17 protein-coding genes and 1 tRNA gene are annotated in these 18,396 nt (G+C 39.8%); all 18 read right to left on the reverse strand.

Annotated features, from left to right (window positions below):
• Positions 1-20: 20 nt before the first annotated feature.
• The 18 genes from NTX86_02300 to NTX86_02385 all read right to left on the reverse strand — a co-directional run bounded on the left by NTX86_02300 (position 21) and on the right by NTX86_02385 (position 18,371).
• Complete coding sequence (locus NTX86_02300; GenBank protein MCX5922134.1) at positions 21-560, reverse strand: topology modulation protein; 540 nt, start codon at positions 558-560, stop codon at positions 21-23.
• Positions 557-1,492: a phosphotransferase gene (locus NTX86_02305; GenBank protein MCX5922135.1), complete on the reverse strand. Its 936-nt coding sequence runs from the start codon at positions 1,490-1,492 to the stop codon at positions 557-559. The genes NTX86_02300 and NTX86_02305 overlap by 4 nt, the downstream gene beginning before the upstream one ends.
• Before the next feature lie 24 nt (positions 1,493-1,516).
• Positions 1,517-2,056 carry a GNAT family N-acetyltransferase gene (locus tag NTX86_02310; GenBank protein MCX5922136.1) on the reverse strand — a complete coding sequence of 180 codons (540 nt, stop codon included), beginning with the start codon at positions 2,054-2,056 and terminating at the stop codon, positions 1,517-1,519.
• Positions 2,057-2,129: 73 nt separating this feature from the next.
• Positions 2,130-3,272, reverse strand: coding sequence for a hypothetical protein (locus NTX86_02315; protein ID MCX5922137.1), 1,143 nt, complete (start codon positions 3,270-3,272; stop codon positions 2,130-2,132).
• A 77-nt stretch (positions 3,273-3,349) separates the two neighbouring features.
• Complete coding sequence (locus NTX86_02320) at positions 3,350-4,783, reverse strand: ATP-binding cassette domain-containing protein (GenBank protein ID MCX5922138.1); 1,434 nt, start codon at positions 4,781-4,783, stop codon at positions 3,350-3,352.
• 314 nt (positions 4,784-5,097) lie between these two features.
• Positions 5,098-5,592, reverse strand: a complete 495-nt coding sequence (locus NTX86_02325; GenBank protein ID MCX5922139.1) for a hypothetical protein — start codon at positions 5,590-5,592, stop codon at positions 5,098-5,100.
• Positions 5,592-5,858 carry a hypothetical protein gene (locus NTX86_02330; GenBank protein ID MCX5922140.1) on the reverse strand — a complete coding sequence of 89 codons (267 nt, stop codon included), beginning with the start codon at positions 5,856-5,858 and terminating at the stop codon, positions 5,592-5,594. The genes NTX86_02325 and NTX86_02330 overlap by 1 nt, the downstream gene beginning before the upstream one ends.
• Before the next feature lie 17 nt (positions 5,859-5,875).
• Positions 5,876-6,292 carry a hypothetical protein gene (locus NTX86_02335; protein MCX5922141.1) on the reverse strand — a complete coding sequence of 139 codons (417 nt, stop codon included), beginning with the start codon at positions 6,290-6,292 and terminating at the stop codon, positions 5,876-5,878.
• A complete protein-coding gene (locus NTX86_02340; protein MCX5922142.1) occupies positions 6,289-7,584 on the reverse strand; it encodes a toprim domain-containing protein in 1,296 nt (431 codons plus the stop codon). The genes NTX86_02335 and NTX86_02340 overlap by 4 nt, the downstream gene beginning before the upstream one ends.
• Before the next feature lie 92 nt (positions 7,585-7,676).
• Positions 7,677-9,491, reverse strand: coding sequence for a hypothetical protein (locus tag NTX86_02345; GenBank protein ID MCX5922143.1), 1,815 nt, complete (start codon positions 9,489-9,491; stop codon positions 7,677-7,679).
• 68 nt (positions 9,492-9,559) lie between these two features.
• Positions 9,560-9,730, reverse strand: a complete 171-nt coding sequence (locus tag NTX86_02350) for a hypothetical protein (GenBank protein ID MCX5922144.1) — start codon at positions 9,728-9,730, stop codon at positions 9,560-9,562.
• A gap of 17 nt (positions 9,731-9,747) precedes the next feature.
• On the reverse strand, positions 9,748-10,002 hold the full coding sequence (locus tag NTX86_02355; GenBank protein MCX5922145.1) for a hypothetical protein: 255 nt from the start codon (positions 10,000-10,002) through the stop codon (positions 9,748-9,750).
• A gap of 192 nt (positions 10,003-10,194) precedes the next feature.
• On the reverse strand, positions 10,195-11,313 hold the full coding sequence (locus NTX86_02360) for a site-specific integrase (GenBank protein ID MCX5922146.1): 1,119 nt from the start codon (positions 11,311-11,313) through the stop codon (positions 10,195-10,197).
• 1,664 nt (positions 11,314-12,977) lie between these two features.
• A tRNA-Gln gene (locus tag NTX86_02365) sits at positions 12,978-13,052 on the reverse strand.
• A 43-nt stretch (positions 13,053-13,095) separates the two neighbouring features.
• Positions 13,096-13,392 carry a septation regulator SpoVG gene (spoVG, locus tag NTX86_02370; GenBank protein ID MCX5922147.1) on the reverse strand — a complete coding sequence of 99 codons (297 nt, stop codon included), beginning with the start codon at positions 13,390-13,392 and terminating at the stop codon, positions 13,096-13,098.
• Positions 13,393-13,508: 116 nt separating this feature from the next.
• Positions 13,509-14,435, reverse strand: a complete 927-nt coding sequence (rsmH, locus tag NTX86_02375; GenBank protein ID MCX5922148.1) for a 16S rRNA (cytosine(1402)-N(4))-methyltransferase RsmH — start codon at positions 14,433-14,435, stop codon at positions 13,509-13,511.
• 34 nt (positions 14,436-14,469) lie between these two features.
• A complete protein-coding gene (locus NTX86_02380) occupies positions 14,470-15,873 on the reverse strand; it encodes a UDP-N-acetylmuramoyl-tripeptide--D-alanyl-D-alanine ligase (GenBank protein ID MCX5922149.1) in 1,404 nt (467 codons plus the stop codon).
• A gap of 119 nt (positions 15,874-15,992) precedes the next feature.
• Complete coding sequence (locus NTX86_02385) at positions 15,993-18,371, reverse strand: DNA translocase FtsK (GenBank protein ID MCX5922150.1); 2,379 nt, start codon at positions 18,369-18,371, stop codon at positions 15,993-15,995.
• Between the last annotated feature and the right edge of the window lie 25 nt (positions 18,372-18,396).

Below are 18,396 nucleotides of genomic sequence, written 5' to 3' on the forward strand. Positions count from 1 at the left end.
CGACGTAAGTAAAAACATTTTTAAATATCTTTGGTTATCTGCTTTATAAAATCATCCATCTCTTTTGGTGATTTCAGAATATAGATCTGTTTTTTATCTTTGAACTGATCAAGGGTATCAACAACCAGATTTCTATGCCGTTTATTAAAATCACAAATCCACTTCAAGAACGTAAAAAATTTGAAATTGAACCATTGCTTACAATCTTCAGAATTACCCGGAATTACTTTGCCATAGTTGGCAATTAATCGTTTAAACACATTGTAGATGCATCGAGAACGTGAAATATCTAAAAATATAACAACATCCGCGCATAGAACACGATGACGAAGAACTTTAAGAGCTAACCCTTCTATAATCCATGCTTCCTGTTCCAATAAATCATTATGTATAGCGTGAAACTCCTCCAAATCACGTTTTTCCCAATGAGGCTTCCACTGATATTGGTCAAGATGGTATAGTGGCAGTTGGAGCTTTTCTTGAATCTGGAGTGCCAATGTTGTCTTACCCGAGCCAGCATTACCGATAATAACTATTTTTCTATGAGATGGTTTAATCATTGCTTCTTCACATTGTTATCAAAAGATTTAACAATGTAATCGATGCCCAGTTTGCCCTCGCGCTCAAGAGCATGGTCACCAGACTTATGTCCAAAATTAATGAGGTTCAAACAATGATTAATCGCTCGAAATCGTGCAAGATCCCATGTATCTTGTGAGATTGGTCCATAGATTTCTTTAAAGCGCACATGAGTATGTGGTGGTAAAAAACTATGAATAACAGCAAGATCTGCTGCGGGTGAATTCAAATGAATATCTCCCCAATCAATAATTCCCGTAAGATGATTGTACTCATCGATGAGGAAATGTCGCACATATAAATCACCATGAACAATTACTTTTTCTTGAAGCAGCGATAATTTTTGCGAATATTCAATAATGTTACATAGAGCATCTTTGTGTGGCAGTAACCCTAACGATTCTAACTCTTCCATTAATGCTATAATTCTTGAAGTACGAACCGCAACATTAAGTCTGTCTATCACATCTCCTGGAATAATATTTTCAAATGCTTGAATTGGAACATGATGTAGAACTTTTAAAAACTGCGCCAGTGGTTCTACGAACGCTACACGTTGCTCATCTGAAAGATTAGCGTTGCATGCTGTATGACCGGGCAATATTCGATAGCCAAGAAATGGCCAAGGGTATTCTTTAGTTGGCTCACCTTGCCACTGAGGATTAGGAATAGCGATCGGTAGCTTATTGGCTAATTGTGGCAATGCAACCATTTCATGCATCAGCAAATTCACAGCAACTTCTCTTCGTGGAAACCTGAAGATATATTCATTGTTGATTAAGTAAGCAGTATTATCCCAACCCGATCCAAATAAAGTAATAGTCGAAGCATTAAGTTCAGGAAATTGACTTTTTATGAGCATTAATGCTTTTTCTGATTCAATAATATTCTCTGCTTGCCAAGGATTTGCCATGAAATCGCTCCTTATAATTTTACCCTATTTAACATCATATCTCATAAAGAGTGCTGGGCCCCATGGAGCATCAACAACGCCAACACGCTTAAAACCAACTTTCTCATAACACTTAATGGCAACAGTATTCGTCGGCTTAGGATCAAGAATAATCGTTGTTATATGTGGCTCCAAAACTTGTGTTATATAGGTAATAAATTCTTGAAGCATACGTGTGCCGTAACCTTTACCCAGATACTGTGGATCACCTATCAATTGATCAATGCCCACCGTGGTTTCAGGCAAATCACCTGGCGCCCATATGCCACCCGTGTTTTGATCATCGCGATTGAAGTAATAATACTGGATATAACCAAAAGGAACATCATTAAGTTTTGAAATGTAGGCAAAAGTATCTTTTGAGCGACTGCGAGTAACAAAGTGTTTAATAAAGTCTTCTTCTGCCTCTGGTGTTGGCCACCATTGCTCTACATGAGGTTCTTGAAACCATGTACGCAGTAATGGCACATCATCTTCTGTGATTTTCTTGAAGGTGACCGTTTCTTGGTCTCCATGTTTGTTCATTGATAATCCTTGCACGTAGATGGTTACACTTATAAACAAAAAAATATTTCGATAAAACATGATTAAACCTTTCTTATTTCCTGGCCTTAAACGCAATTTTAACCTCTTGATTTGTATTATCAAGCAGCTCAACAGATGTTTTACCCTTAAGATATTTATCAAAAAAATCAACCAGCAGAGCTCGGGTAATTTTAATTACCTCTTTATGAGTTATTTTGCCCGGTTCTTTCGCCTGTGTAATAATATTCCAATCACTAAAAGACATATGATCCGCATCTTTCAAAACAATATGATATACATCATTGGTAAGATTCTCATAAAGCTTGGCGATTCGCTCCTGGTTATCCTTTATTACCTTATTGTAATAATCTTCATTCGGATGTCCGGCCGGAACAGTAAATGGCTGGCCAAAAAGAAACATAAATGGCTTATCAAAGCCAATGTCTTGATTTTCACCAAAAAGCGGGCCTTCTATATCTACCCCGGCTTTACAGCGAGGATCGATTCGACACAAAGAAACTGCTGCGGCACCACCAAATGAATGACCCATAATGCCGATATGATCAAGATTAAGCTTATTGGTGAATCTATGGTGTGGATCTTGCTGATTAATTAGAGCAAGCTGATCCATAACAAATTGTAAATCCTTTACCCAGGTGATTAATTCACGATTATGGGCTTTTTCGAGTTCTTCTTTGTTTTGAGCAAATTGTGCCCACTGGGTAGAGCCTCTGATTATTCTGCCATCAGGAAATTCAGTCGGTTCGGAAATATACGTATGATTAAGTGCGGCCACGATGTAGCCGTGGCTTGCCAGTTCTTCAAATAAGTTTGTGGAAAGATAATGAGGGCCGCCAAATCCGGGCGAAAAAAGGATGATTGGGTATGTGAGCTGTTTATCACTTACGGAAGCATTAAGATATGCATGCGTAATAACATCAGCACCAATATAGCCGCTGCCCCCAAATAAAAAGGGCTCTTTTTTTGCAAGCATCTCTTGTATGTGAAATTTTAAGCGTGAAGAAATATACGGAGCAAAGGTTTCGTTTCCTTGAAGTTTCGCAGGATACCACATGTGCATTACTAATTCGCGAAACGGATGTTCAGGATCGTACGAGTAAATTTCTTTGCGAGACGTATCAACTAAATGATACATTGTTGTGCCAACATTAAAAGATCCTGTAGGTGCCGGCAATTGTATAGATTTATTGGTCATGTAAAAACTCCCTAGAGCAATAATTATCATAAGAACAAAAATTGAAAAATATTTCCCTAAATGTGTAGGCAGCATATTCATCGCCTCACCATAGAACCGTTTTCAATATAATATTCATCAGTAACACCAATTTCTTTTAAAAAATCTTCATCATGTGAAATAACAATCATAGCACCAGGATATTCTTTGAGCACTTCAATGACATGCCCACGTGTTTCCAAATCAAGGTTGTTGGTGATTTCATCCAACATAAAAAGCCTTGGTGTTTTAGCTGCAATTTGCGCCAATGTTAACCGCGCCTTTTCACCACCAGAAAGATTAGTAACCAACGTATTAACTTCTTCATTTTTTCGAAATAAAAAATCATTCAAATGCCGCCTGATTTCTGCATGAGAGTGCGTAGGCACGAGATCTTGAATAGTCTCGAACACTGTTTTGTCAGCATTCAACGTGCCATACTGTTGATCAAGGTAACCAATGTCCTGAGGTTTTGGCGTGTACCAATCTCCCGCTGTTGCAACCTGCACATCACCTAATATAGCCTTCATCAAGGTTGATTTTCCGCTACCATTCGCACCCATGATAGCAATACGATCATGCGGACCAACTTGCAAACTAATCTGCTTCAATAATGGTTCTTGCCCAAGATAGCCAACACTGCCATCAACGATTGAAATAAGAGTTCGACCCATAACATTAGCGCTACTGAGCGAAAATGTCGGCACAATTTCTTCGGGCAGACGCAACTCAGAGAGCTTTTCCTGAAGATCCTGTTTTGTATCCTCTAGGGTCCGAAACTTTTTTCCTTGCGATTTTTCAGCTTTCATAGCTTTAAGGTCGCCAGTCATTTTTGTCCATTTACGATTAGCGACATTTTTTTCTCCTATGCTTTTACTTTTAGAGGCCTTTTGTTGCTCCTGCCCCAATTTTTCATGCATATCTTTCTTTTGGCGATTAAGCCTGGAGATCTCTTGTTCTATGGAAATTCTTTTAGCTTTTATTTCCCGGATATAATCATCATAATTTCCTGAGAAAACTTGAACGCGACCATTATCAATGTGCCACAGCGTATCAATACAAGTGCGTAGTAATTCCACATCATGTGTTACTACAATTAATGTTCCTTGATATGCACGCAACATGCGCATCAACGATTTACGATTATGCTGGTCCAAATGGTTAGTTGGCTCATCAAGCAACAAAACATTGGGATCTTCACTCAACACACCTGTTAGAGCTTGGTTAAAACGTTGACCACCACTTAAAGAATCAAAGTCCTCAACAATTTGTGGCACATAACCACACACAACATCAGAAGACACTACCAGTTGTCCACTCGTAGGCTCTACCATCCCCCGTAATATATTGAGCAAGGTCGATTTGCCACTCCCATTGCGTCCAATAATGGCAATGCGGCTTCCATAACTAATCTGACCAGTAAAGTCTTCAAAACAAATTTTGTGGGGAAAAGAAAAACCAATGTTTTTAAGTAAGATAGGTTTATGCATCATATGCTGCTCCTTAATAGTTGAGACATAGAATCTCCTTTGGATAATAATACCAGCATAATTCAGTTAACGCGCGCAAGCGTTACATGTGTAGCGGTATAAAAAAATGGATAGAAATTTGTTCCTGAGATCGGCAACAAGAATAATAAAGGGCTTTACGCCTTTACAACGAAAATGATTGATTTGGATGTTTCCACGAATTCTTACCTCGTTTAAGCACTATAGTAGAGATAACTACTATTAATTACCGCATAAAAAATGGTAGTTGTCAAAAGAAATTACAAGAAATCTTAATCATCAAATAAGGATCTTTACCCTTATTGCCTTTGAGATTGTGCTTTAAGCTTTTCTCTTGCTAAGAAGTCATCGGTTTCTTTTTTATGAGATCCATCAGGGCAGTTGAGCCAGTGAGGGATCTCAATAGTAATGAACTTTGTCTCGCCCATATTCTCCTCTTTATTTTTTTCACTAATTCGCCATTTTCTATAGACAGGATCATATAGCGGCATGGTTTCTCGTACTATATGCGCATTGAGCATTCCTTCATGAGCCAAGCGTTCTCTTCTTGTTCCTATAATACCCAAAGCAATATCATACGCCTGAGCAAATTGTGTTGATTTGTTTGGTAATGCATGAAAAATTGATGGAGCGATCATCTTACTGATAGGAAAACCATCTATAGCCAGCGAGCTTTCTTCTTGCACCCATGCAAGCAATTCATTCCCCATACAAATATATTCAGCTTCTGATTGTGGTTCTTTATTCCAAGATGCTGTTACTATATCATTCGTCTTTTTTACCTTGCGCACCATTACTTTACCTCCTTTTGTGACTTGATAAATTCTTTCAATGATTCAGCTGTGTGTCGTAGATCATTAATTAAACAACGTTGTACTGTTCGTTCATTGTATGATTTTTTAGTATAGAGCCCATGTTTAAGCGGCCTGCCTGCATGATAATAACATCTACCATTTCCATTTTTAAGAGCAACGTGACGACATGGTAGTGTTCTAGCAGAATTTACTTTGGGCTTTGCACCACAACGGGGAAGCTTAGAAAAATCCATCCTGAATCTCATGCATTATCCTCCGTTTTTTAGCTTGCCACCCCCTTAATAAGGGTGTTGTACGTTACATTAATATTCTGACTTAGTTTACCACGGTAACGCTGCAATTGCTCCAACGATTGATGACTTAATCTGAGTAACATCAACCCATGTCCCTTGGAATTCAGATAGTTCTTGCTCATTGAATTCATCCCTTGTATGTGCGCACAAATAATCTGCGCCGCTAACATTGCTTCGATTGTATCTTTTGGCTCCAGCGTTTGTATTAAACCAACAACAGCCTCAACTTCTTCTTTGGTGACTTGCGCCTCTGGCTTTTCGTACACAGCAGCAATCGCACTTTTTATGAGTAACTGGGCAGCTGCGGGGTTATCATTGCATTTAATTGCACCAACCAAGAAAGATATTGTGCTCGGCGGTGTTATGAAGTTCGTTTTTTTAGTCATACCATCTCCTTGTTTTCATATTCACCTTCAATCAATCGCTTCATAAATTTTAAATAGTTCTGAAGTTCCCCTATCTTAGCGCGTGGTGAATTTGCACCCAGATTTATCTCTTGTTCAAGTTTATCATAAGTATACCGTGTCACTGTGCGTTCGTTAATGTAATGCAGCACCCAGTCAGTCAAAGACTGATCTTCTTGGCTCCAAGGCTGATTTATTAAATGTAAGTCATATTGCATCTGCACTGGTAACTTTTCGATAATCCAAGTTCTAAGATCAAGCCCTTGTTCTATGGCTTCTCCAATATCTTTGCCGATTGGAGTTGGATAGCCCTGAGCACGGCTATAGAGCCCCTTCCACTTGGTAAGCATATTTTTGCCAGCGTCATCGTTGTCATGGCAAATCAGTAAAACAGTTTTATTTTTGGCAAGATAATCGGTTACTGAGTCAGGATTTTTTGTACAGCCGCCAACAGCTACAACAACTGCAAAATCACGTACAGCATGATGCAACGCATATGCATCCAACTCAGACTCGACGACTATCATGATGGGATTATTCTTATCGCCAATTATATTAAGACCGCTCATGCTTCCAGATAGTGCAATATATTTAGGATACTGATCATTGGGCTGCCAATCTTTACGCCTGATCTTGAATCTAATAACAGACTGGCTTTTCTCAATTGTCGGTATAAGTATTCCCGCAGGGAGCCAGATTGTTTCTTTTTCTAATCCCCAAAGATGACCTTCCATATTTTTACTCTGCTCTATCCATCCAATTTTGTACTGTTGGATGGCATCAATAGGCAAGCCTCGTTTATTGAGAAGGGCTAAAATACCTTTCTGAGATAGTAGATTTTCATGCGCTTCATCAACGAGTTTGCGTGCTTGTTGACTCCACATAGCAGAAGGCTTATTAATAGTCGCACCGGCTGAGTTGCTTTTTTTCTTGGCAAAAATATTTGGGATTTTCTCAGGCATCTTTGCTCCTACGCGATCTACTGCCTCTTTAAAACTTAAACCGAGATACTCCAAACAAAACTGGATAGAATCACCTTTTGCACCACATCGACGACAAAAATAGGAGCCTACACATTTTTTCATTTGCTTGCTTGGCTGTATAACAAATCTGTCAGTGCCGACACAGGACGGGCACGATGAATGATATTCGCCACCTTCTGTGCTGGCAACCCATTTTGGAGTAAGTCCTTTTTCATGAACAAGATTAAGAAGTATCATTGCTATCCTTCTATTTTTATAGGTCGTGGATATGGTGGATATGGTGGATTTCATTTGCGCTCTGTGCAAAAGGTGGCAAGAAAACAAGCAACAACATTTTTAGGAACAAACAAAAACAAATCCACCATATCCACCAACCCCACCATTTACACGGTTATTTTTTTCATGCGCCACAAAGAAGTTCCTTGATGGGTACCACTTTGTTCTAAGCGAAAGCCGCTTTCAATGCGATTTTTATAGTAAGCAAGCTTCTTGCCTAAACTACGTTGATTAATACCTCCTCTGTTGTCAGGAGCCCACTCAAGAAAAATTTCTCGCAGTGTTTCATGTGCTTCCGTATTGGTGCTTGCTTCCGTATTGGCGCTTAAGGGAGCCACTTCTTCTACAAGGTCTTTTATCTTAACCTCTTTGCTTCCAACAAGTACGTGCCATGCAGTAAATAATGAACTGAGCAATATCCTTACCGGATCTGAATTTTCTATATCTTTTCTACTTTCGCATGGGTCAGCCATACCAATCCATACGATTGCAGATCTAACCCAATCGCTCCATTCTTCAAATCGTCCAAATTGTTTAATGTCCTGTGTTGGTTTTCCAGCGAGATAATAAGCACGAAGAATAGTTAATCCAGCCCTCACAAGCTTACTACGATTCTGAGGTATATGTTTTCGTAAATCCAAGGCAAAAGATCGCTCTTCGGGACGCTCAACTTGTGCATCAAGCTTGCACAGCAATGACCTGGTTGAGATGTCACCCATGAAAATCAAATTATTGCCCGTCACTAAAAAAGTTGCATTGGTCAATACTGTTCTTGTTTCATTTCCCCCCAGCAAACGATCTTTATATTCGCGCTGTGTTAAAATAGAGCACAAGCATGCACTCTTAAAAGTCTTTTCTATGTTGTCAAAACAGATGATAGAATCACCTTCAATTAACACCGCTAGGATGCGTTTCTTTTCCTCAGTTTCATTTTCAGCTTGGGAAATAACGCTATTAGATTTTCCAGTACCAATGAGCGCAACGACATCTGCCAAAAGAGTTTTTCCACTTGCCATTTTAGGAGCAGTAAAACCAAATAAAGGTGCTGTTTCTATGGATTTTCTAATAAGGGCTGTAAGAATTGCTGCCAAAGCAACTGATCTACTTGCTTCATCTTCAAAAGGAAAATCTTTTAAGAGCTCCAGCAACTCATCTTTAGCATGTATAGCATCTTCGAATGTTGGTTGTTGAGGAATCTTCTCAAAAGTATGTTCACCCGGAAAAAACAAAAGACCCGAAATAGCGTCATAGCCCGGACAATCTAAAATGCTACCATCAATTCGTAATGTTGGTGCGTTAATTATGCCTACCAAGACCGGTATATTCCATTCCTGCTTTGCAATCAAATATTTAGAAATTCTTTCTGGGCAATCGATTTTCTTAGGATTACCTGAGCGTCCCTCCATACTTATAAAGCTTCCGGCTTTGGTCAGATAGACTGTTAAAAATGACTGATCGATTTCCTTGATAACTATCGCATCAGGGGATCTTTTTATCAAAGTGTTTTTATCGTTCGGTGAGTTGGAGATTTTTGTCACACGAACCAATTTTCCCGATCGTTGATAGATATGATCCAACCTCCTGAGGAGTAATTTTTCTGCGGCATCCACAGACTCCGGTAACTTTGAAGGCTCAAGATATATCGTATTTTCAAACAATTGTTGTTGTATCTGAAATGCCTTATAAGACTCTTGTAAAGCAAGGATTTGCGATGCCTCTGCTTGATCCAAGTCTTCAATTGATATTTCTAGGAAGTTTTTCCATGGAGTATCGGCATGGTCAAGCCCTGATTTTTTTTCATTAAGTTCTTTTTCTTCTTTTTCTAAGCCCTCAAGATCTTCATTGCGGATATCCTGATAGGATAGATGTTTTGAAGTTTGATTTTTTTGCTCATCCTTGATATTTGTGATATGATTATCCATATAAATTCCTATTTAATTTGAGCCATCGAAATACAGAAAATGCTTCGATGGCCTTTTTTTACATTTAATTATTTATGAGTATCAAAACTTGGCTGTCCTTTGAGCCCCTCTGTGTCTTTTTGTCTCGTTCTTAGAAAGACTTTAAAAAGAACTAGGAAGAACCCCGACAGTTGCTTCATGTCATCATTGGGGCAGATTGATTTTACTTCACTGCCACGTTGTTCTTGTTTGTGCATCATGCTCTCCTTAAAGCGATTTATTGTCCTTGTTGTGGACTATCACTATCGGATCCGGAGGAGCCTCCCTTTTTCATGCGCTGTTCAATGAACTGAAGCACACTATTTTTGGGATACAGCACTTTACGCTTAAGTTTTATAAAATCAGGACTATGACCCCGGACGCGGGCCAAATACACAGCATCTAGGCTTGGATATAGACCAAGCTCAACCAGATGGTGAGAGCTTAGAAATTGGGGCAAATCACTCAAGGTGTTATGTAAATTTTGTGACATAGAGTCTCCTTATGTAAGGAGATCCCATAGGGTCATATGATAGACTTATGAATTTATGTACCTTTTTTTGAAGGGTATACAAATCCATAAAAAGTATTAAGATTAAAGATGAGTTGAGGGTCGTTATTCTCAATTTTCTTTACGAAACCGGGGAGTTCGCGCTTTCCGGTTTCACTTTCTTAATCCATTCTGTCATTCTTGATTCCCCTTGGAACCTGGTTTAAAATTATAACGTTTAACTTGTAAAATTTTCTCATCAACAACATCTTCCTTATTAAATCTGATCCATGTTGCCCGTAAAATTTCAGGCGTCACTTTCTCTATATCCGCTTGAGCACTAGCATGCGCAAAGGAATAATTTAAACGTGATCGCGTCAATGACTTTCCTTTTCTGGTAATAAAAACAAAATCTGAATCTTCTCTTTGTTTTTCAGTAGCTTGAATATACGCTCTCAGCTCATCAATAAAAGGCGCTGGATAAACAACCGGAAGCTCCAACTTCTTATTTTTTCCTCGCGCAAATCGTATAATATTTTTTTCAAGATCAAGCTGAGCAACTTTGATATTTAATATCTCTGAAACACGGTGTCCACCATACAACATGCAACGTGCAATTAGGGAATCCCTTTGGTTATTTGCATCAAGAACATCTAGAAAATGGTGCCAGTCTTCCAAGCTAAGAGCTTGAGTAATGGTCTTAGAACTCAGACGATAAAACGTCTTACCTTCGTCCATTTTGGAGGGAACAGCGCGCCTGAACCATCTATCACTAATCCAATGAAGATATGAGGTAAATGAGATGTAACAAGCAGCCCGTGCTTGCCGTGAGCCCTCAGTCCAATCTTGCACGCTTTTTATATACTCAAGCGCTTGTTCATGACGCATATGACGAAAACCACCGACAGTAAAAATTTTACCGTCCGCAAAATATTCGTGAATTATTTTGCGCTTAATCATGTCAGTCATATACTCAGCATATTTGAGGCGCGTGCTATGCTCGAATTCCAATAACCAATCATTAATTGCTGCCGACAAAGGTAAATATTCTAGTTCATTAACAATATCACGGTAATGGCTACGCAACTTTTCTTTAAGAGCAAATAACTTTTTACTTTCTTCAGTACGCCTAAGAATTGAAAATTTTTCTTCTTCTTTTTCTTCTTCACGAAGCTTTCTAAAGTGCTCTCGCCCAGCCTCAAACTGCTTGTCGCTCATGGGAGGAATTACAACATCAAGATTTTGTTCTTGTCGTTCAACAAGTTCATCCTCAGTTAAGTTTCTTAAAATATCTTTTTTATTTTTATCTTCCACTAGGGGAAACCTTCTATCATAATCATTAATAAACGAACCTGACGAGAAGCATACTAACCCAGATTTTTTTCCAATGCAAGCCCATTGTTTAATATTTTCAATCTTTCGCGCATAAATTATTCAAAATCATATTGCTTTCGCGCATAATTAATGTAGTATTTAACCGTAATTATCATACATTAACCGTAAAATAAGGATTTAAACTTATGAAAGCAATCATACTTGCCCGGGTATCAACCAAGGAACAACAAGAAGAAGGACAATCAATTCCAGCGCAAGTCAGAAGGCTCACAGAATATGCTGCTAAAAAAAAGCTGCACGTTGAGCACGTTTTCCAAATAGCCGAATCTTCAACTAAAGACACACGCAAACAATTCGATCACATCATTACACTTATCAAGCAATCAAAAGAACCAGTAGCTCTGGTTACCGATACGGTTGATCGCTTACAACGAAGCTTTCGCGAAACACCACTATTTGATGAACTGCGTAAAGAAGGAAAATTGGAACTACATTTCTTACGCGAGAATCTTATTGTAAATCAACACGCCAACAGCTCTCAGCTCATGCAATGGGACATGGGTGTACTGTTTGCCTCAAGCTATGTAAGACAACTCAGCGACAATGTAAAAAGAAGCAAAGAGCAAAGTATCAAGAATGGAGAATGGAGCGCAAAGGCACCTTTTGGTTATAAAAACATTGATCTACCTTCAGGCAAAAAAAGCATCGAGGTCGATCCACAAAATGCTCCCTACGTGATAAAAATGTTTGAGCTCTATGCTACGGGGCTCCATTCATTTCAGACAGTTGCCAATGAAATGGATAGAGTTGGCGTCAAAAATGCTCATGGTCGAAAAATACTACCCAGCAGAATAGAAGCAACTCTCAAAAATCCTTTTTATTATGGTGTCATGCGCATAAAAGGTGAATTGCATTCACATAAGTATCCGCCACTCATTGCTGAAGAATTATTCTACCAAGCACAGAAGGTCATGACGGGTCATAACAAAGCGCCTGTTCAATATGCAGGAAAACTAATACTCCTGCGCGGCCTGATAAAATGTCAGTATTGTGGATGTACCGTTTCAGGCGATATCAAAAAAGAAAGATATGTATATTACACCTGTGGAAACTCAAAAAAAATCTGTAAAAAAGTATGGGTGAATGAGAAGGAGCTGCTTGAAGTCCTGCTTGAGCACTTTGATCGCATTAAACTTACTGATACCCAAATACAAGAGGTTATCACGTACTTGAAGCAATCGTACGCTCATGAACAAGCATTCTTTAAGAACTCTCAAGAAACGCTCCGCAAAGAATTTGACCACATTCAAAACAGATCATCAAAATTAATCGATATGCATCTGGATGGAAGTATAGATCAAGAATCATATCGCACGAAAATGGATGAGTATAAAAAACGACAACGAGAAATCACTTCTGAAATGCAAGCTCATGTAAGCGGCGATGAAACATGCCTAATGACTGCAGAAACCGTGCTGGGATTAGCTAAAAACGCTAGGGAGATTTTTGAGAGTTCGAATTTTGATGAAAAACGACAACTTTTGAATTTTGTATATTCGAACTTGAAACTGGATGATGGGAAACTGCTTGCAGAGCTGCGAGAGCCATTTTTAAGCATGACAAAAATGTCAGATCAACCTGATTGGCTGGGGCGGGAGGATTCGAACCTCCGCGTGCCGGTACCAAAAACCGGTGCCTTACCGCTTGGCTACGCCCCAATAGAAAAGAAATTTCTTAGATCGATGTGAAAGGAAAAATCAACTACTCTGCTTCGTTGTAGTCAGGTTGTTGATCCTGTTCGAGTACTATAACTCGTTGATATTCGTTTACGATGCTGTCTTCGATAAGTTTACGAGTGTCAGCATTCAAAGGGTGGACTATATCTCTAAAGGTGCCATCATTTCTGCGCCGTGAAGGCATCGAAACAAAAAAACCTTTATGTCCTTCAATAATTTTCAAATCACGGACAATGAAGCAATTATCAAAAACCACTGTCGCGTACGCTTTCAATCTTCCACTCTCTTTAGCTGGATAAACTTTTACTTCAGTTATTGTCATGTGTATAACCCTTAGAGAAAGTTGAATTACTATCTTTTTTTTTACTAGTTAAATTAACCAATTGAAGCTTAATTTAATGGTATCTGAGGGTTTTGTCAAACAATCATTTCACTTTTTCAAATTTTTTCTACGGCTCGTAATTTAGCAGAGCGTGCGGACGGATTTTCTTGGATCTCCTCAGGCGTTCCAGACACAACTCTGTGCGTTAAAACTTTCACAGCACCCTTTTCTTCTTGCTCCCTAAAGAACGTCTTAACCAAACGATCTTCAAGTGAATGAAAGCTAATGCATACCAAGTGGCCACCCTTGCTGAGTGCAGGTAATGCCATAGGCATAAACGCAGTAATGTTATTCAACTCTCTGTTAACATACAACCGCAATGCTTGAAACACTTTGGTTGCTGGATGCGTTCTTGATTTTTTTTGTCGTGGCACAACACGTTCAATAATTTCAACAAGCTGTTTGGTTGTTGAAATCCATCCCTTTTTACGCGCATCCATAATTGCCTGAGTAATCTGCTTAGCTTGAGATTCTTCGCCAAGTTGCCAGAAAATTTCTCGCAATTTAGTATCAGAACTCTTATTAATAACTTGATAAGCAGTTATTTGTTGGTGCGCTGGGGACATCCGCATATCAAGCGGCGTGTCTTTGAACATTGAAAAACCAGGACGATCCATCAACTGAATTTGGGATGTACCAAAATCGGCCAAAATACCGTCAACAGATTTAATGTTTGATTGCTTTAAGATTTTATAGAGTAATGCAAAATTACCCCAAATAAGACGTAAGCGATCGCCAAACTCTTCTACCATAGGCACGCCATAGGTGTCCAAAATTTCTTGATCCCAATCCATGGCAATAACCCGGCATCCAGGCTCGCGCTCAAGAATTGCCCTCGTGTGCCCGCCAGTACCAAAAGTAACATCCAAGTACACCTTGCCAGGTTTAAGATCGAGGTAGGTCAAAACCTCTTGAACCAACACTGGTTTATGAAATCTCTTGGGCTCTATTATTTCTATATCGTCATTATCATTATGAGTCATCTAAAACCATCGATTTGAAATGTGATGTGGAATTCTAACTTTGTTTTTCGGTAAAAGTATCAATCAGATTATTCAACGCCATGCCGCGTGAACCTTTTACCAAGACAACCGATTCTTCCTTAAGTTTACCCTGCAATGCTTCAACTGCTGCCGTCCAAGTAGGAACTACTTCAACATGCAATCCAATAGGAGCTGTTTTCTTAGTCCATTTTACCAGATCGCCAACTAAAATCACCTGTTTTAATGAAGACACCTTGCGCAAGAATCTACCCAACTGTCTATGCCAAAAAGGAGAATTGACGCCTAGCTCAAGCATATCACCAAGTATAGCAATCTTTTGGGAGCTCGTCTCAATGTTTTGGAAGGCTAATAATGCCGCTTTCATGCTTTCTGGGTTGGCATTATAACAATCATTAATCATGACGCCTTTAAAATCTTTGAGCTGTTTTTGCTCAAAGCGGCCGGCAACCTGCAATGGTTGTTCAATCGCCTGTAAAATGACTTTATTGGAAACACCTAACCAAAGAGCTGCTGCTGTTGCTGCTAGCGCATTGAATACAACGCCAGCGTGTGGTTGCGGCAAGGTCACAGTGTATTTTTCGCGATAAATCTTCATGACACAGGTAACCGCAGTTCCTGTAGCACGAATTTTACGCGCTTGAATTTGATTGGTTGTTTTAGCACCAAACTTAATCACTGGATGAGTGTAGGCAACATGCGACAACAATGCTTGATCGCCATTGATAATACCAATGCTTTGTTCGGTGAAATATTTGAATATATCTCGCTTTTCTAAGGCAATGTCAGCCAATGATCCAAGGCCTTCCATATGGCAATGCCCTACATTGGTAACAATAGCTGTTGTTGGACGCAGCATATCAACGATGTCTGCCATTTCGCCACGCTTGTTAATACCAACCTCAAAAATAGCGGCTTGGCATTCTGGATGCATCTTGAAGATCGTAATAGCAACACCAATTTTGGTGTTTTGATTACCCTGTGATGCGATAAACTTCATATCATTTAATGTTAGGATATTAGCCAACATTTCTTTAGTTGATGTTTTGCCGACCGACCCAGTTATCCCTACAACAGGATAGGTGAATTGAGCACGCCATGCTTTTGCTAAATCAAACAATGCTTGCAAGGTGTCCTGCACCACGAGCACAAACAATGTCTCACGTTTTTTAGGATCTATTTTCTTTAATAACTCTTGTTTGCTTGCGGCAATCATCAATCCTGATGCGCCCTTTTTAATTGCTTCATCAATAAAAGCGTGACCATCAATATGAACCCCTTGCACAGCAACAAATATATCACCTTCTTGCAACATGCGAGTATCAACGGCAAAAGAAAGTCTCTTTGGCGCCGCATTGGCTATTAAAGAAACATCAGGCAACGTTTTACGTATAAATTGTTCATCAAAATGCATTGACATCTCACTATCCAGGAATTTTAATATTATTTACACTCGTTTTTAGAGTAGCATTCTACATCTATATATGAACACAAAAAATGTCTTTTTTTTGTACATTTGTCAAGTATAGCAAAAAAAAACTAATGAATCACTTTTCTTGTTTTGCCGCCATCTGCGCTCATAATTAACCCCTGCTGTTCAAGTTGCTCAATGATTCGTGCTGATCGGTTAAAACCTATGCGAAATTTGCGTTGCAACAACGAAATAGAAACTTCGTCAATTTCTTTCAAAAATATCAAAACATCGTGATAAATTTGGTCAAGGGACTCATCGGCATTACCATAGCCTGTGCTGACTTGCTCGGCTAAATGAAGGTAGTGTGGTGGTTGCTCAGCCCGTGCATGGGCTACCACGTCATTAATCTCCTTGTCTGACACATAAGCGCCATGGACACGGCGCAATAGCGACCCTGCTGCGTCCAAAAAGAGCATATCACCACGACCCAACAACTTATCCGCTCCTCCACAGTCCAATATAGTACGCGAATCGATTTTTGAAGTTACGCGAAATGAAATTCTGCTGGGGAAGTTAACCTTGATTAACCCCGTAATCACATCAACCGAAGGTCGTTGCGTTGCAACCACCATGTGAATACCTGCCGCACGAGCCATTTGGGTAATGCGGGCAATCAAATCCTCAATATCCCTGCCGGCTGTCATCATTAAATCGGCCAATTCATCAATGATCACCACAATATACGGCATTGGCTCTGTCGCCTTTTCATGCAAGCCAACCATGGCGTTATAGTCAAAAATATTACGCGCGCCGCAACCAGCCATTAATTCGTACCGCTCTTCCATTTGTTTGACCACCCAGCGCAGAGCCATCGTCGCCCGTTTGGCATCAGTAATAATAGGGAATATTAAATGAGGAATGTCAGCATAACTGGCAAATTCAAGGCGCTTAGGGTCAATGAGCATGAGGCGCAATTCAGCTGGCTTGCATTTACACAAAAGGCTAATGAGCATGGTATTAAGGGCAACAGATTTACCTGATCCGGTAGAACCAGCAACAAGCAGATGCGGCATGCGAACCAAGTCAACCACCACATGGTTACCAACCGTATCTTGTCCCAAAATCACGGGCAATGCACCTTTAAAATCTTTATACGCCGATGAATAAATAGTATGGGCTAATAACACATCATGCCGCTGTTTGTTGGCTACCTCAAACCCAACCACCGAACGACCAGGTATAGGAGCAATAATGCGAATACTCAGTGCTTGCAAAGCCATGGCAAGGTCGTCTTCAAGCGCCACAATCTTGCTCACCTTAGTATCAATGTTTGGTTGATATTCAAACAACGTAACCACCGGACCAGATTTAATAGAGGTCACGGTGCCGTACACACCAAAACGTTCTAATTTTTCTTCTAATATTTTTGAACGTTGATCGTCTCTATTTGAACGGGTGTCCTGCTGGTCCGTGCGTGCGGTGGTAAAAATTCCATCTTGCGGGAGACGATACGGCTTAGACGTAACATCTTTTCGTATCGGCTCGAGCATACCATCATCTTCTTCCGCCACGAGATCAGCTGCTGGTTCTTCAAAAGCAACATCATCAAATAAATGAGTTTCAGTCGGCACATGATAAACAATATCACTCATTATATCATGCTGAACTTCTGCCTTCATTGATCCGGCAGTGTAGACATGCTCCATAGTCTGCATGCTATGATTTTCGGTTGCCTGCTCATCAAAGAAAGAAGAATCGATCGCGCCATAGTCTGCTGACGCAAGCAAATCTCGTTCAAAATCAGTCACAGAATAGTCATCATCAGTTAACACAGCGCCATCGTACATTTTTTTTATAAACCGAGCTGCTGCTGCAATCGGCATTACCACTACCACCCCAAGTTTATACAAAAATCGACCAACCGGCAGCAAAAAGCTTTTGCTCAAAACAACCCGTACGCCACGCATGAGAGCTTGCACCAGCAACATGAAAGAAAATCGCGTTAACAAAATAAAGCAAATCAACAAAAGCATGTGGAGGAATATTCCGCCACCAACAACACCAAAGACCGTAGCCATATGTTTGCGCACCATGTCGCCCAACAAACCACCAGGAAATTGCGCACCAAAAAAATCAATGTGATACAAACTGCACAACGCAGCACACACAAATAGTAATAACCCACTCGCACCAAGCCTCTCCCATTCTTGCTTATAAGAGATGCGCGTAAGCACGAGATAGGCAATAAAAAACAACAACCCTGCCAATAATAATGCGGATGCCCCAAACAAATATAAAAGGAATGCAGACACATGCGCGCCAAGAATGCCACCTAAATTACGTGTTGGATTTGGCATATTGGTATAATAAAACCATGAGCTGTCATGTGCATTGTGCGAAAATACGGCTACTGCTACAAACAATGCAGCAGCTATCAGCAAACATGCAATAAGATCTTGTTTGTAGGACAGCGCACCTACTGTTTTTGAACGAAATTTAAACATGGCATTACCCCTCATTAATGATTCA

The sequence above is a fragment of the Candidatus Dependentiae bacterium genome, from assembly GCA_026389015.1.
Taxonomy (GTDB): domain Bacteria; phylum Babelota; class Babeliae; order Babelales; family Vermiphilaceae; genus JAPLIR01.

What these genes read in the sequence shown, in the direction of transcription:
- NTX86_02300 (MCX5922134.1), bottom strand. Translation starts at nt 560, where the DNA reads ATGATTAAACCATCTCATAGAAAAATAGTTATTATCGGTAATGCTGGC.
- NTX86_02305 (MCX5922135.1), bottom strand. Translation starts at nt 1,492, where the DNA reads ATGGCAAATCCTTGGCAAGCAGAGAATATTATTGAATCAGAAAAAGCA.
- NTX86_02310 (MCX5922136.1), bottom strand. Translation starts at nt 2,056, where the DNA reads ATGAACAAACATGGAGACCAAGAAACGGTCACCTTCAAGAAAATCACA.
- NTX86_02315 (MCX5922137.1), bottom strand. Translation starts at nt 3,272, where the DNA reads ATGACCAATAAATCTATACAATTGCCGGCACCTACAGGATCTTTTAAT.
- NTX86_02320 (MCX5922138.1), bottom strand. Translation starts at nt 4,783, where the DNA reads ATGATGCATAAACCTATCTTACTTAAAAACATTGGTTTTTCTTTTCCC.
- NTX86_02325 (MCX5922139.1), bottom strand. Translation starts at nt 5,592, where the DNA reads ATGGTGCGCAAGGTAAAAAAGACGAATGATATAGTAACAGCATCTTGG.
- NTX86_02330 (MCX5922140.1), bottom strand. Translation starts at nt 5,858, where the DNA reads ATGAGATTCAGGATGGATTTTTCTAAGCTTCCCCGTTGTGGTGCAAAG.
- NTX86_02335 (MCX5922141.1), bottom strand. Translation starts at nt 6,292, where the DNA reads ATGACTAAAAAAACGAACTTCATAACACCGCCGAGCACAATATCTTTC.
- NTX86_02340 (MCX5922142.1), bottom strand. Translation starts at nt 7,584, where the DNA reads ATGAAATCCACCATATCCACCATATCCACGACCTATAAAAATAGAAGG.
- NTX86_02345 (MCX5922143.1), bottom strand. Translation starts at nt 9,491, where the DNA reads ATGGATAATCATATCACAAATATCAAGGATGAGCAAAAAAATCAAACT.
- NTX86_02350 (MCX5922144.1), bottom strand. Translation starts at nt 9,730, where the DNA reads ATGATGCACAAACAAGAACAACGTGGCAGTGAAGTAAAATCAATCTGC.
- NTX86_02355 (MCX5922145.1), bottom strand. Translation starts at nt 10,002, where the DNA reads ATGTCACAAAATTTACATAACACCTTGAGTGATTTGCCCCAATTTCTA.
- spoVG (MCX5922147.1), bottom strand. Translation starts at nt 13,392, where the DNA reads ATGACAATAACTGAAGTAAAAGTTTATCCAGCTAAAGAGAGTGGAAGA.
- rsmH (MCX5922148.1), bottom strand. Translation starts at nt 14,435, where the DNA reads ATGACTCATAATGATAATGACGATATAGAAATAATAGAGCCCAAGAGA.
- NTX86_02380 (MCX5922149.1), bottom strand. Translation starts at nt 15,873, where the DNA reads ATGTCAATGCATTTTGATGAACAATTTATACGTAAAACGTTGCCTGAT.
- NTX86_02385 (MCX5922150.1), bottom strand. Translation starts at nt 18,371, where the DNA reads ATGTTTAAATTTCGTTCAAAAACAGTAGGTGCGCTGTCCTACAAACAA.